Raw genomic sequence first — 13,784 nt, 5'->3', positions numbered from 1 at the left:
GCCGCGTTCGCAAAGCCTTAGGAACAGGCGGTTATCCTGCCGCCATGATCCGCCTTTTCGCCATCGCCTTTGGGGCCATCCTGGCCATGATGCTGGTGGCAGGGGCAATCATGCCGGAAGCGGATAGCGCCAGCAGCGGAACGGTCGCACCGGCTCCCGCCCAGTCGCCGCAAGCCGTCGTTGGTGATGGCCAGGCGCTGGTCCTGCGCCGCGATGGCAGCGGACAGTTTCACGTCACAGCGCTGGTGGAAGGACAGGACGTCCGGTTCCTGGTCGATACCGGGGCCGATGTCGTTGCCCTGACCATCGACGAGGCCGAACAGCTTGGCCTGCAGGTCGATCCCGGCAGCTTCCAGCCAATGATGCAGACCGCCTCGGGCGTGGGCTATGGCGCCCCGGTCACGATCGACAGCCTGGAAGTGGGCGGGCAGGAGTTTCGCGGCGTGCCGGCGGTGGTGGTCGAAGGCCTGACGGTCAACCTGCTGGGCCAGTCGGTGCTGCGCCAACTCGGCAAGGTTGAACTGAGCGGCGACCGGATGGTGATCCGGCCGCGCTAGCCGACGATCAGAATCCGCGTTCGAGGAAAGCGGCCGCCAGCCCGGCCAACAGCGCCGTGCCGTTGGGCAGGACCTTTTCATCCACCATCATCCTGGTGGAATGGATCGCGCAGCACGAACGCCAGTCTGCCCCATCCTCGGCCACGCCCAGGAAGAACATCGCGCCAGGGACTTTCTCCAGCACATAGGAGAAATCTTCCGCGCCCATGATCGGTGTCGCCAGCGTCTGCCAAGCCTGGGGACCGAACAGGTCGCCCGTCACGGCCTCGCCAAAGGCGACTGCGCGGGGATCGCAGACGGTGACCGGAAAGCCTTCGATGATGTTGATCACGGCGGTGAGGCCGTGCGCGGCGGCAATCCCGCCGGCAAGCTGGCGCAAGGCATCATGAAGCTGGGCGCGGTGATGCGCAGATAGCGTGCGCATCGTGCCCTTCAGTGTGGCGAAGTCGGCGATCACGTTGTGGGCCGTCCCGCCCTCGATCCGCGCGACGGTCACCACCACCGGATCGTGGGCGTTGAAGCGGCGGGTGACCATGGCCTGGATCGCCAGAACGATCTCGCAGGCAACCGGCACCGGATCGTGGGTCTGGTGCGGCATCGAGGCATGGCCGCCTTCGCCGCGCACGGTGATCTCGAACTGGTCGGCCGCGGCCATCAAAGGTCCGGCCCGGCCCGCCACCAGGCCATGCTTGGCATTGGGCATCACGTGAAGCGCAAAGGCCGCATCGGGCAAGGGATCGATCAGGCCATCGTCCAGCATGAAGCGGGCGCCGTGGTGCCCTTCTTCCCCCGGCTGGAACATTAAGGAGACGGTGCCCTGAAGCTCCGCCTGCCGCGCCGCCAGCACCCGCGCCGCGCCGGCCAGCATGGCGGTGTGGGCATCGTGCCCGCAGGCGTGCATCGCGCCCGGCACCTGCGAGGCGAAATCGAGGCCGGTCTCCTCCGGCATCGGCAAGGCATCCATGTCACCGCGCAGCAGCACATGGCGACCCGGCCCCGCCCCACCGACCAGCGTGGCCACGAGGCCGGTGGTCGAAGGGCCCTCGCGCCAGGTCAGCGGCAGATCGGCCAGCGCAGCGCGAACCTTGGCGCTGGTGCGCGGGGTGTGGAGACCAAGTTCGGGCTCGGCATGGATCGCGCGGCGCAGGGCAACAATCTCGCCGGAAATCGAACGGGCGGCGTCAAGCAGGTGGGCGTGCAGCATGGGGCGATGATAGCCGCCTCGCCGCCGCCGTCTAGGCCCCGATTGCTGCCGAGATCCGCCGCGCGGCGGCATTGTGCATGCGCACGGATACTACCAGCAGCACGTTGAGCAGCACGGCCTGATAAAGCAGGTAATAGAGCGGACTGCCGGCGAACATCGACAGGCCCAGCACGATCGCACGCGGGTTCGGCCCCAGCACCTTGCAGACGAACAGCAGCGGCGGCGCCTCGGCCTTCACCGCAGCGGCAATCGCCGCCAGCCGCGCGGGATCGCCCTGGGCCGCATCGATCGCCGCGTCGATCTTCAGCGCATGCGGGGTCATGCCGCTCGCAGCATTGAGATAGGCCGAAACGAGGACGCCGAAGAAGCTCTTGCTGGTGGCCGAATCGTCCTTGCCGTGGCTGTGGCGCAGCCATGGGGTGCCATAGACCCACCACTGGTACTGCCGCCGCTGCACCTCGACATGGTTCGATTGCACCGCGTGACTGATCCCCGCCACCACCAGCAGAACCCAGCCGGCTGCGCCGTGGAAGAAGCCCGGCCCCTGCGCCAGCAGCCAGCCGAGAATCAGGTAGAGCACTACGTGGCTGAGATAGTCGCACAGCCCGTCGACCATCTCGCCGACCGGGCTGGTCCGGCCGGTCAGCCGCGCCAGATCGCCATCGGCGCCATCGACCACGTGCCAGCCCATGTGCAGCGCCATGCCCAGCGCCGCGCCCACCGGCCAGGCGAGGTTGGCATAGACCACCCCGGCCGCCACGACCATCAGCGCGCCGAACACCGAAACCATGTTAGGGGTGATCGGCGTATGGGCCAGGCCCCGCGCCAGTTGCCAGGCCAGCGGGTGATACAGGTAATGGTTCAGCCCGTCTTGCAGCTCGCGTGGACGCTGGGGGCGCTGCGGTTTCGACTGTTCGGCGTTCGCCTTGGCTTGTGTCACTGCGCCCCCGGAAACTCATGATCGCGGCTCATGCCGCCAAGCCTTCCCTTAGAGGCCTTGCCCCCGGCGCGACAAGCGGATTGGGCCACGAACACCGGATTATGCGGGTGTCGCAACAGCCAGTTTGCCCTGCCCGCGAATGCTGCTATGCTAGCAGGCCTGCTTTGCGCAGGCACAATGCCGACGTGCAGCGGGATTCGCATGGATTTCCGTCAGAATCGGCACCGGAGGCAGGGGGACGCGCCTGGCCATTGCGCCAGCGCCCTCTCGGTATTCGGCTTGACCTGCGCCAAACTTCCTGCTTTTGGCGCGCGATTTCATAATGCGGCGGCCTTTGCTTAAGGCCGCAATGCGCCGCTCGAGAAGGATTGAGTCAGAATGAAGCCTATCAAGGTCGCCATGATTGGCGTTGGCAACTGCGCAAGCTCGCTGGTCCAGGGGGTTACCTACTATCGCCAGAACAACTCGTCGCAGGGTCTGATCCACGACAAGATCGGCGGCTATGGCGCGGGTGACGTCGATTTCGTCCTGGGGATCGATGTCGATGCCCGCAAGGTCGGCAAGGACATTGCCGAGGCGATCTTCGCCCAGCCCAACAACACCAAGGTGTTCCAGGCCGACGTGCCGCTGACCGGTGCAAAGGTGATCATGGGCAAGGTTTCGGACGGCGTTGCCCCGCACATGACCACCGTCGGCGAAAAGGGCTTCATCGTTGCCAGCGAACCGGAAGCCGATCAGGCCCGGATCGTCCAGGCGATCAAGGATTCGGGCGCTGACGTGCTCGTCAACTTCCTCCCCGTCGGGTCGCAGGAAGCCACCGAATTCTACATGGAATGCGCGCTGGAAGCGGGCGTTGCCGTGGTCAACTGCATGCCGGTGTTCATCGCCAGCAACCCGGAGTGGGAAGCCCGCTTCCGCGCCAAGAACATCCCGATCGTGGGTGACGACATCAAGGCCCAGGTCGGCGCCACGATCGTCCACCGCGTGCTCTCCAGCCTGTTCGCCGCCCGCGGCGTGACGGTCGAGCGCACTTACCAGCTCAACACCGGCGGCAACACCGACTTCATGAACATGCTGGACCGCCAGCGCCTGGGTTCGAAGAAGGAATCGAAGACCGAAGCCGTGCAGGCCATGCTGGCCCAGCGCCTCGAGGACGAGAACATCCACGTCGGCCCGTCGGACTATGTGCCCTGGCAGAAGGACAACAAGCTGTGCTTCCTGCGCCTTGAAGGCCTGCAGTGGGGCAACGTGCCGATGGAACTGGAACTGCGCCTCTCGGTGGAAGACAGCCCCAACTCGGCCGCCTGCGTCATGGACGCGATCCGCTGCGCCAAGCTCGCTTCCGAGCGCGGTGAGGGCGGGGCCGTGATCGGCGCCTCGGCCTACTTCTGCAAGCACCCGCCGCAGCAGTTCAACGATGACCTCGCCGCCCAGATGGTCGAGGAATACATCGCCGACGCCGCGATCGCCGCGGAATAAGGCCAGCGAACTGGAAACTGGAGCGGCGTCGGGGCAATCCGGCGCCGTTTCCGTTTGTGAGGATGCCCCGATGGACGCCCTGATCATTGCCGCCGGGTTCGGCAGCCGCCTACGCGATGTCTCGGATTCAAAGCCGCTGACCCCGATCTCGGGCATTCCCCTGCTCGAACTGGGCGCGCGCCAGGCCCGTGCCGCCGGGGCCGAGCGCGTGGTCGTGGTCACCGGGCATGAGGCCGAACGGATCGAGGCCGCCCTGCCGTCGATTGCCGATCGCGCCGGATTGCCGGTGGTGGCACAGCGGGTGGCCGACTGGACAAAGCCCAACGGCTGGTCGGTGATCGCCGGGGCCGAAGTCATCGCGGGCAATTACCTGCTGATGATGAGCGACCACATCTTTTCCGCCCCGATCCTGGCGGGCCTGGCGCGGCAGGGCAGCGCCGATCGCGGCGTGACCTTGGCGATCGACCGGCGCTGCGACAATCCGCTGGTCGATCCCGACGATGCCACCTGGGTGCAGACCGACGCCCGCGGCTTCATCCGTGCGATCGGCAAGACCATTCCCGACTATGACGCGGTCGATTGCGGAGCATTCCTGGCGACCCCGGAACTGGCCGAGGCGATCCGCACCGCCATTGCCGCAGGCAAGGCAGGCAGCCTGTCCGAGGGGATGCAGCGGCTGGCCGATGCCGGTCGCGCAGCGACCTGGGACATCGGCACGGCCTGGTGGCTCGATGTCGACGATCCGCGCGCCTTCGAACTGGCCGAGGCCCAGGCCCCGGCCGAGCTACCCGAAGTCTACACCCGGCCCTGACCCGGAAGGTCAGGGATACTTCATCGTGATGCGGGTGGTCAGGCCCGGCTTGGCCACGCCAAGGCGGACCGAGCGGAACTGCGGCAAGCCGGCCAGAGTGGCCGGATTGTTCGAGAAGCCATAGCCTTCGGCGGGCAGGCCGATCCCGGTCCGGTCGAACTTCCCGTCGCCGTTCTCGTCATGATAAAGCGCGATTACATAGACGCCGGGCTTGGGCACGAAGATGCAGCCACGGGTGGTACCGGTGGTCGCATCGACCCGCCCGACGTAAAGCGAGCCGCGCTTGACCAGGAACTTCGAGGGGTTGTCAGCATAAAGGGTGATCGCGATCACGCCGTTGTTGTTGCGCACGTTCTCCGCCACCACGTTGAGCCAGGTGTCGCTGGCCGGGCCGGTGCAGCCGGCGGGCGGGCGGGCCGGGCCTTCGGCGGCCAATGGCTGCGCCGCGGCCGAACCGAGGGAGAGGGTAGCAAGGGCAAGCACCGCGGCGCGGGCACGTCGGGGCAGGATCATCGTGTCATCGTCCTGTTGCTGGGGGGCAGAACAGCGCACCATGGTCCGAATGGGCGGGCGCGGTTCCGTTCATTGTTCCCCGGTTATGATTCGGCCGCTGAATAGCCGGTGAATTGGGCAAGAATTGGAATCAACCGGCGGATTCGTCAACCACGTGCCCGGATTCGAGCCGGACCACCCGGTCCGCCAGCCGGGTCAGCGCGCCGCGATGAGCGATCAGCACGATCGTCATGCGTCCGCGTAGTCGCCCCAGCGCCGTGGCGATTGCCGCCTCGTTGGCAGGATCGAGGGCACTGGTTGCTTCGTCGAGGATCAGCAGCTGCGGATCGCGCAGCAGGGCCCGGGCCAGCATCAGCCGCTGGCGCTCACCACCGGACAGCTGCCGCCCGCCATCACCCAGCATGGTATCGAGCCCCTCTGGCAGGTCGCGCACGAAAGCGGCCGCAGCGGCATCTTCCAGCGCGGTCCACAGCCGGGCATCGTCAGCCTCGGGCGCAGCCCAGCGCAGGTTGTCGCGCAGGCTGGCCGCAAGCACGAGCGGATCCTGCTCGACATAGGCCACCGCCCCGCGCCAGGCCCGCTGCGCGGCCGGATCGAGCGGCTGACCGTCGAGAATCAACTGGCCGGTATCGGGCGCGGTCAGGCCAGCCAGCAGGTCTGCCAGCGTGCTCTTGCCCGCCCCGGATGGCCCGATGAGCGCCACGATCGAACCGGCCGTGATCTCCAGCGAGACCTGCTCGAGCGCTGCCGCCGGCTGTCCGGCAAACTGAACCCGCACCCGGTCCAGCGCGATCAGCCGCTCCAGCCGGGGTGGCGGACCGGCGGGCAGGTCGGCCTGCCGCGCGGCATCGGTCTCGGCAATCAATTGCTGGGCTGCGGCCAGCGCGGGCCGGGCGTGAAGCCAACGCTGCCAGGCTTCCTGCAAGGTGCCAAGCAAGGGTAAGGCGCGGGCAAACAGCGCCACCATCGGCAGGATCGTGGCCAGCGGCAAGTTCCAGGCAGTCAATCCGAACCAGACCAGCAGGGCCAGCGCCGCCGCGCCGACGGTCTGCAGGAACAGTTGCCCCAGGCCCGTGCTGCGCAGATAGGCATGGCGCGCCTCACCCAGGGCTGCGAACCGGTCCATCACCGCCGCCTCGGCCCGGTCCTCACCGCCCAGCAGCTTGATGGTGCGCAGCGCTGCCAGCGATTCGCCGATCACGGCGTGAAGCCGGTTCCAGACCGTACCCAGCGCCTCACCCAGCTGCGTCGCGCGGCGGCGCAGGCCGCGATAGGCGAGCAGAACCAGCAGGCCCGACAGGCCGGCGCCCAATGCGAGCAGCGGGGCGATCGCCAGGGCCGCGAGCCCGAGCGCGAGCAGGGTGACAACCGTGGTGGTGGCCACCAGTAGCTGGTTGATGCCCAGCCCCACCCGATCCAGGTTGGAGATCAGCAGGCTGGCCTGGTCCGAGCGGCGCAGCGCGCTCAGCAGGCGCCAATCGGCGTGGAGCAGGCTGGCCCAGGCTCGCCGCCGCAAGCCATCGACCAGCTTCAGCTCCAGTTCCAGAACCGCCCGGTTGCGCCACAGCACCAGCACCGACCGGATCGCGACCAGCATTACGAACAGCGCCAGCAGGCTGGCCAGATCGGTCGGCAGCCCAAAGTCGGCGAGCCGCCCGGCCAGGCCTGCCCCGCCGGTGTCGCCGGGATCGGCCAGCAGGCCCAGCATCGGCACCAGCAGGACCAGCCCCAGCCCTTCAGTCAGTGCCGCAAGCATCTGCAGCGCGACGACCAGCGGCGCCAGATGGCGCACACGCGGATCGGTCAGGCGGGCAAGGGGTTTCATCGGCAGGGTCCTCCGTACGTTCATTGACGCTGCCAGCGGCGCAGGCAAGGCCCAACCGCGCCGGTCAGTTGCGCCCTTCGACGTAGTTGACGAACCGACCCATGATAATTGCGCGCGGCACCACCACTTCGCAGGCGATCCGCACCGCGTCGCTCACAGCGCCGCTGTCCGGCCAGTCTTCCAGCGCGTCGCGGGCACGATCGAGGTCGAACATGGCAGCGATCCGGGGATTGTCGGCCAGCCTGTCCAACTCGCGCAGGAAGTCCTCGCGCTGGCGTCCGATCTTGGCGTGCCAATCGGCATTGTGGCGACCGGTCCGGGTGGTCAGCCGCTGCTCCTCGGGCATGGCCCCGCGCAGCAGTTCACGCGCCAGCCAGCGTTCCTGGCCATCGCGCAGGAACATGTCGGTCGGCAGGCCCGCGCAGAATTCGACCAGCGGGCGATAGGCGGTGGGGTCGCGCTGCTCGATCCCGTGGATCTGGGCAAATCCGTGGTAGATGTCGGAAAACTCACCCCAGGCATTGTCATGCACTTCGCGCAAGGTCGCCAGCCGGTCGCGCACCGGATGGCGCGGATTGGGCAGTCCGGCGGCAATCGCCCGCGCTTCCACCCCTTGCGCAGCGGTGTAATCCGGCCGCAGCCCGGAGAAGGCGGCATAGCGGTGGTCGCGCCCGCGCAGCCGCTCCTGCCAATGCCACAGGCGGTCGGGCAGGATCGGCAGCACAGCGAGGGCCAGGAACCGCCGCCACAGCGATCGGTCATCGTTCGGCGCCGTGCGCAAGGCCCGGTATAGCTGCCGCCAGCGCAGCTTCAGCAGGTACTCGCTGTAACCCCAGCTGCCCGATTCACTGACCGTCAGGTTGCCCAATTCGCCCAGCAGCACCCGGTCGCAGCCATCATGGCGGGCCGCATCCCAGGCCGCGTGGCAGGTCCACAGGTTAGCCAGACCCTGGGGGGCGCCGCCGACCGCCATGAACATCGCGACAAGCCGGTCGTCCATGCGGGCTTCAGCATTGTCGATGAACTGCGGTGCAATTCGCGGGTGCATCCGGCAGAATGCCTCGACCAGGGGGCGTTCGTCGGTAAACCGTCCGGGCAGGTCAAGCCCGCCCCAGCCGGGTTCGGGCACGATCGTGTAGGCGTTCAGCCGGGCCAGATCGGGGCGCTGTTCCAGCACCTTGAGCGCGATGAGCGGCGAATCGAGGCCGCCCGACAGCATCACCGCCGGACGGCTGGATCCGGCCAGGGCGGCACGGGTGCCTTCAGCCAGCAGGCGGTTTGCCTGCTCAAGGTATTCCGCCGCGCTGGCGCGCGGCTGGCGGGGGATGGCCGAGAAGTCGTAATAGCGCCGGGTCCGCGCCGGACCACCGCGCTCGATCTCGACTGTGCTGCCCAGCGGCACCCGGTTCAGGCCGACAAACCAGCTGCGCTGCTCCTCGCTGGCGTTGAACCAGGCCATGTCGGCCAGCTTGGTCTCGTCCAGCTGTTGCGGCACCCCGCAGGCAAAGATCGCGCGCGGGACCGAGGCGGCAATCGCCCGGTCATCGGCCAGGTGGTAGTGTAGCGGCGGCGCCCGCAGTGGACTGCGCGCCAGACGCAGGTGTCCTCGCTCGGCGTCGAGCGCGATCGTCGCGTATTCCCCGATCAGCCGCAGGTCTGCAGCCGGGCCCCAGGCTGCCAGCGCTGCGCCATAGAGGCGGGCCAGCCCATCGCCATCACCCGGCAAGGGGGCAGAGAGCCCAAGCTCCGCGGCGATGCTGGCTGCATTGTCGAGATGCCCGGCGAACAGCACATGCCAGGGCCCGACCAGCGCCGGACGCCATGGGACGAGGCTGCGCCGCTCGCGCAAGGCCGCGAATCGGGCGGTCTGCGTATCGTGATGTACGGGGTAGCGGGCCGTGCCCGCCGAAAGGGATTGGGAAAGCGAGCCCGGAGAGAATGTGCCCTCCGGGAGTCGCAACCATTCAACTGCAATCATGACGCCCCCGCCGGGCGCCCATCAGATTTCGCAGTCGGGATCAGGACTTGCCGCTGCCACCTTCGGTAGCGCCCGGAATGCCCGGGGCAACATCCTTGAGCTGGCCAAGGCGGCTGAGCTGCGGCTTGGCCCAACCCGAAACGATCTTTTGCTGCGACATCGATTAACACTCCAACCACGGAAGAAACTCTCACTTAGGTGTTTATACCGACATGCAGGCAAATGCTAGTGTTAAGAACGTTCAGTTGAATCGGGCAATCGGACGAAACGGTTGGTCTAGTTCCCCGATCAGTATTTCACCGCCAGTCTCGATCCAGGCATGGAGATCATCCACCCCGCCGCGCACCTGCCCCGGCAAGACCGCAATGACCAGCTGGCTGGGCCGTTGACGACGACGCAACATCCAGTGGAGCGCCATGGCGCGCGGCAAGCACTTGGCCCCGCCCGGCAAGCGCTGGGTCGCGCGCTCGACCGCCCGGGCCAGTTGCCGGTCAGCGGCCTGGGGAAGGTCCGCCAGGGCCGCGGCAGCTACCGGGCCCAGCCAGCGGCGCCACCAGCCCAGCGGCGGCCCAGCCACCAGCAAGCGGGCGAGAACCAGAAGCGCCAGCGCCTCGACGACCAGCAGCCGCCAGCGCATCACCCCGCCGCCAGCAGGCCCGCGCCCCGCAGCTGCGCGACAAAGTCATCGACGTCGGCGCCGATTACCTCTGCAGAGACTCCGTAATCGGAAGCAAGGCCAGCAACCAGCGATTCGCGATCGGTTGTCCCGTCGATTCGCAACCAGATGTCGCGCGCCGTACCGGTCAGCGAGAAGAAGTCCCCGCTCGCCAGGCTCATCACCACGATTTCATCGTCAATCGCGGTCTCTGTGTAAGAGCCCGCCGCCTTTGCCAGTATCATCAGTAAACCCCGGTAGAGGAAACCACCCATTCCCGGAGCCTCTCTGCCACAAAATCGAGCGAAGCGGCAAATCCTTCGCGCGAGCGGGGGCGGGTCAGGCGGACCATGCGGATCTGCCCGGCGATCCGGGCCCGCAGCGCGAACAGTTCGGCCCGGTCCAGCCGCGCCGCTTCACGGAAGATGTCCTGGGTGTAGTGATCGTCCTCGAGCAAGGCGAACCGCTCCGCTCCGCGGATCGGCTCCCAGCCCAGTTCCGGCCCCTCGGCCAGGAACACCAGCGTATCGAGCGGCAAGGGCTGACCGACATCGCCCGCCGCGGGCCGGGCATAATGCTTGCCCGTCTCCGCGCCCACCGCCTGGACCGCGACGCTGCCGGTCAGGTCCAGCGCATCGGGCAACAGCTTCAGCCGCTTGTGGCCGGGCATGCACAGCACCCGGTCCGCGCAGGCCAGGTCGACCAGCAGCGTATCGTCGCAGAACAGCGGAAAACCCTTCGCCCCCAGGCCCGCCACCAGGGTCGATTTGCCCGCCCCGGTTGCGCCGGTGAAGGCAATCACCCGGTCCCGGTGCGCCACCGCCGAGGCATGGAACGGCAGAAAGCCGTTAAGGCAGGCAACCGCCGCATAGACACTGCCGTTGAGCCACAGCAATTCCTCGTCCGAATCGGCCTGGTCGGGCCGTTCAACCGTGATCCCCTCGCCCGGCCGATAGAGGTAGCCATAGCCGCTCTCGCACCGCAGCAGGAAACAACCTTCGGCGATGCACTTGAAACCCGGCGCCACCGCAATCCCGCCCAGTTCGTGCGGAACCGGGCCGCGCCGCCAGCGCGTTTCGCGGGCCAGCAGGGCCTGGGCCTGTTCGGGAGTGCGCTCGGCAATCATCCCTGCCGCTGTGCCGCGCCGCCAACAACCGGTCAACCGCCATGACGCCAGGTCGCCGCCACGAAGAAAACGCGAGATACCGTGTGGAAAACGGCGGCCGTGCGGTTGTCGCTACCAGATGTGGTGGGTAAGCGCCGGTAAAGGGAGGCCAGTGCCGCAGCCATGCCCGCACCGCTGATTTCACCATCGATCCTGTCTGCCGACTTCGCCCGGCTGGGTGAGGAAGTGCGCGCTGTTGACGCCGCCGGGGCCGACTGGATCCATGTCGACGTGATGGACGGGCATTTCGTGCCCAACATCACCATCGGGCCGATGGTGGTGAAGGCGCTGCGCCCGCACACGGCCAAGCCGCTGGACGTGCACCTGATGATCAGCCCGGTAGACAGCTATCTGGCCGCCTTTGCCGAGGCCGGGGCCGATATCATCACCGTCCACCCCGAGGCCGGGCCGCACATTCACCGCACGGTCCAGGCGATCAAGGGCCTGGGCAAGCTGGCCGGCGTCTCGCTCAATCCCGGCACGCCCGCCAAGATGCTGGACTACCTGATCGACGGCATCGACCTGGTGCTGGTGATGAGCGTCAATCCCGGGTTCGGCGGGCAGAGCTTCATTTCCAGCCAGCTGCGCAAGATCGAGGCCGTGCGCAAGGCGATCGACAAGAGCGGGCGCGACATCCGGCTGGAGGTCGATGGCGGGGTCGATGTCGAAACCGCAAAGCTCTGCGTCGCCGCTGGGGCCGACGTGCTGGTGGCCGGCACGGCCACTTTCCGCGGCGGGCCGGAGCGTTACGCCGCCAATATCGCGGCGCTGAAGGGCGCGGGCTGAGCATGGCCGAGGCGATGGCCCCAACCCGCGACGATAGCCTGCCCGGTAGCAGTGAGCCCGACATGGCGATCCCGCTGGGCGATGGCAGCGAAGCCTCGGTGATTGCCGCCGCCCCTGCGTCCGCACCGCCCAGCGAACTGATCGAACCGGGCCGGGCGCTGGCCCTGGCCGATTTCTCGCCCCCTGCCCTCGCCGCCGGGGAGCGGCTGATCCGCCTGGCCTATCGCCTGGGCGTGCCGGGGCCGACACTCGCCGCGCCGTTCCGCAAGCCGGCCAAGCCGCGCCTGCTGGCCACGGTGCTCAACCCGCTGCCGGGCAGCAAGGTGGCGGGCACCGCGCTGCGCGCCGGGCACTTCATGGTCCACGGGGTCAAGGCCCCGATCACCCAGATCGACTTTGCCGGGGCAGCTCGGCTCGCGCCCCCGCTTGAGCGGGTGGTCCATTCGTTTGCCTGGCTGGCGGACCTCGAAGCCGCCGCGCCGCGCGAACAGGTGGTGCCGGTGGCCGAACGGGTGCTGGCCGCCTGGCTGGCCGCCAATCCCGCGCCTCCGTCCCGCCCCGGCAAGGGGCCGGCCTGGACCGTGGCCAATGCCGGCCTGCGCGAACTCAACTGGCTGGTCCATGCCCCGCTGATCCTGTCGGGCAACGACAAGGCCCAGCGTGCGCGCGTGCTGGCGGCCATGACCGAGACCGCCCGCTGGCTCGACAAGAACGTTGGTCGGGCCGAGGACCTGCTGGGCGAAGTGGCCGGCTGGTGCGGGATCGTGGCTGCCGGGCTGCTGCTGCCCGATGGCAAGCCGCGCCGCCTGTTTGGCGAGGCGGGGCTGATCAAGGCACTGGGCGAACTGGTCGGCGATGATGGCGGCGTCCTGTCGCGCAGCTCGCTGGCCCAGATGGAAGCGATCGCGCTGATCGTGAAGCTGCGCGCCTGCTACCAGGCGGTACGGCGCGATCCGCCCGCCGCGCTCGAGGCGATCCTGGCGCTGCTGGTGCCGCCTCTGCTGGCGCTGACTCACGGCGATGGCTCGCTCGGTTCCTGGCAGGGCGGCTGGGCCGTCGATGCCGCCGACCTCGCCGCGCTGATCGCCGCATCGGGCGTGCGCACCCGGCCGCTGCGCGATGTGCGGCAGTGGGGCTATCAGCGGGTCGTGGCGCAGAAATCGATCCTGCAATTCGATGCCGCCCCACCGCCGCTGGCCAAGCATGCCCGATCGGGCTGCGCTTCTACCCTGGCCTTCGAGCTGTCGCACCACGGCCAGCGGCTGATCGTCAACTGCGGCGGCGCGGCGAGCGCGGGCGGGCTGATACCGGTGCGGCTGGAACAGGGCCTGCGCGCCACGGCCGCCCATTCGACGCTGGTGCTGGACGATGCCAATTCCACCGCGATCCTGATCAATGGCCGGATCGGCGGCGGCGTATCCGAGGTCGAGGTCGATCGGCGCACCCTGGCGGGCGAAAAGCTGACCGGCGCGACCCGGCTCGAAGCCAGTCACAACGGCTATGTCGCGCGCTATGGCCTCACGCACCGCCGGATCCTGATCCTGCGCGACGAGGGCACCGAGCTGCGCGGCGAAGACCTGCTGGTTCCCGCCGGGGGCAAGGGCAAGAGCGGCAAGGTCGCCTTCGCGATCCGGTTCCACCTGGGGCCGGGGATCGAGGTTGGCCTGGCCGAGGATGGCCAGGGTGCGGGCCTCGCCCTGCCCGATGGCTCCTACTGGCAGTTCCGCGCCGGGGGCCAGGTCACGGTGGAAGAAAGCATCTGGGCGGACGGCCAGGGCCGCCCGCAGCCCGTGCAGCAACTGGTGCTGCAGGGCCTGGTATCACGCGGCGGCGGCAACTTTGCCTGGCTGCTGAAGAAAATGGGGTAGCAT

General features: G+C 68.2%; 13 protein-coding genes. 5 read left to right on the top strand and 8 right to left on the bottom strand.

Annotation, left to right across the window (positions count from 1 at the left end; genetic code table 11):
• The first annotated feature begins 44 nt into the window (after positions 1 to 44).
• On the top strand, positions 45 to 557 hold the full coding sequence (locus tag O9281_RS11230; protein ID WP_298185764.1) for a TIGR02281 family clan AA aspartic protease: 513 nt from the start codon (positions 45 to 47) through the stop codon (positions 555 to 557).
• Positions 558 to 564: 7 nt separating this feature from the next.
• Here the strand turns inward: O9281_RS11230 and O9281_RS11225 are convergent, their stop codons facing one another.
• Both O9281_RS11225 and O9281_RS11220 read right to left on the bottom strand, forming a co-directional pair.
• Entirely contained in the window at positions 565 to 1,761 is a 1,197-nt protein-coding gene (locus O9281_RS11225; protein ID WP_298185763.1) for a M20 family metallopeptidase, read from the bottom strand.
• A gap of 31 nt (positions 1,762 to 1,792) precedes the next feature.
• Positions 1,793 to 2,701 (bottom strand): CDP-alcohol phosphatidyltransferase family protein, encoded by a 909-nt coding sequence (locus O9281_RS11220; RefSeq protein WP_298185761.1) that lies wholly within the window; start codon positions 2,699 to 2,701, stop codon positions 1,793 to 1,795.
• Between the two features lie 378 nt (positions 2,702 to 3,079).
• Between O9281_RS11220 and O9281_RS11215 the strand changes: the two genes are divergently transcribed.
• Positions 3,080 to 4,180 (top strand): inositol-3-phosphate synthase, encoded by a 1,101-nt coding sequence (locus O9281_RS11215; protein WP_298185759.1) that lies wholly within the window; start codon positions 3,080 to 3,082, stop codon positions 4,178 to 4,180.
• 70 nt (positions 4,181 to 4,250) lie between these two features.
• Positions 4,251 to 4,991: an NTP transferase domain-containing protein gene (locus O9281_RS11210; protein ID WP_298185757.1), complete on the top strand. Its 741-nt coding sequence runs from the start codon at positions 4,251 to 4,253 to the stop codon at positions 4,989 to 4,991.
• Between the two features lie 9 nt (positions 4,992 to 5,000).
• Here O9281_RS11210 and O9281_RS11205 read toward each other — a convergent pair whose 3' ends face one another.
• The 6 genes from O9281_RS11205 to O9281_RS11180 form a co-directional block, all read right to left on the bottom strand.
• A complete protein-coding gene (locus O9281_RS11205) occupies positions 5,001 to 5,504 on the bottom strand; it encodes a DUF2141 domain-containing protein (protein WP_298185754.1) in 504 nt (167 codons plus the stop codon).
• A 130-nt stretch (positions 5,505 to 5,634) separates the two neighbouring features.
• Positions 5,635 to 7,329 (bottom strand): ABC transporter ATP-binding protein, encoded by a 1,695-nt coding sequence (locus O9281_RS11200; RefSeq protein WP_298185752.1) that lies wholly within the window; start codon positions 7,327 to 7,329, stop codon positions 5,635 to 5,637.
• A 64-nt stretch (positions 7,330 to 7,393) separates the two neighbouring features.
• The gene (locus O9281_RS11195; protein ID WP_298185750.1) at positions 7,394 to 9,178 is read right to left on the bottom strand and encodes an asparagine synthase-related protein; all 1,785 of its coding nucleotides are present in this window, start codon (positions 9,176 to 9,178) and stop codon (positions 7,394 to 7,396) included.
• A 370-nt stretch (positions 9,179 to 9,548) separates the two neighbouring features.
• The gene (locus O9281_RS11190; RefSeq protein ID WP_298185747.1) at positions 9,549 to 9,944 is read right to left on the bottom strand and encodes a lasso peptide biosynthesis B2 protein; all 396 of its coding nucleotides are present in this window, start codon (positions 9,942 to 9,944) and stop codon (positions 9,549 to 9,551) included.
• Positions 9,944 to 10,207 (bottom strand): PqqD family protein, encoded by a 264-nt coding sequence (locus tag O9281_RS11185; RefSeq protein WP_298185745.1) that lies wholly within the window; start codon positions 10,205 to 10,207, stop codon positions 9,944 to 9,946. Before O9281_RS11185 ends, O9281_RS11190 begins: the two co-directional genes overlap by 1 nt.
• Positions 10,207 to 11,088 (bottom strand): hypothetical protein, encoded by an 882-nt coding sequence (locus tag O9281_RS11180; protein WP_298185742.1) that lies wholly within the window; start codon positions 11,086 to 11,088, stop codon positions 10,207 to 10,209. Before O9281_RS11180 ends, O9281_RS11185 begins: the two co-directional genes overlap by 1 nt.
• A gap of 162 nt (positions 11,089 to 11,250) precedes the next feature.
• Here O9281_RS11180 and rpe point away from each other — a divergent pair, with 162 nt between their 5' ends.
• On the top strand, positions 11,251 to 11,913 hold the full coding sequence (rpe, locus tag O9281_RS11175; RefSeq protein WP_298185739.1) for a ribulose-phosphate 3-epimerase: 663 nt from the start codon (positions 11,251 to 11,253) through the stop codon (positions 11,911 to 11,913).
• Between the two features lie 2 nt (positions 11,914 to 11,915).
• A complete protein-coding gene (locus O9281_RS11170) occupies positions 11,916 to 13,781 on the top strand; it encodes a heparinase II/III-family protein (protein WP_298185737.1) in 1,866 nt (621 codons plus the stop codon).
• Positions 13,782 to 13,784: the final 3 nt, after the last annotated feature.

The sequence above is a fragment of the Novosphingobium sp. genome (genome assembly GCF_027531025.1).
GTDB lineage: Bacteria > Pseudomonadota > Alphaproteobacteria > Sphingomonadales > Sphingomonadaceae > Novosphingobium.
Note: the sequence above shows the minus strand (reverse complement) of the source record. Positions and strands in the feature narration are given on the sequence as shown.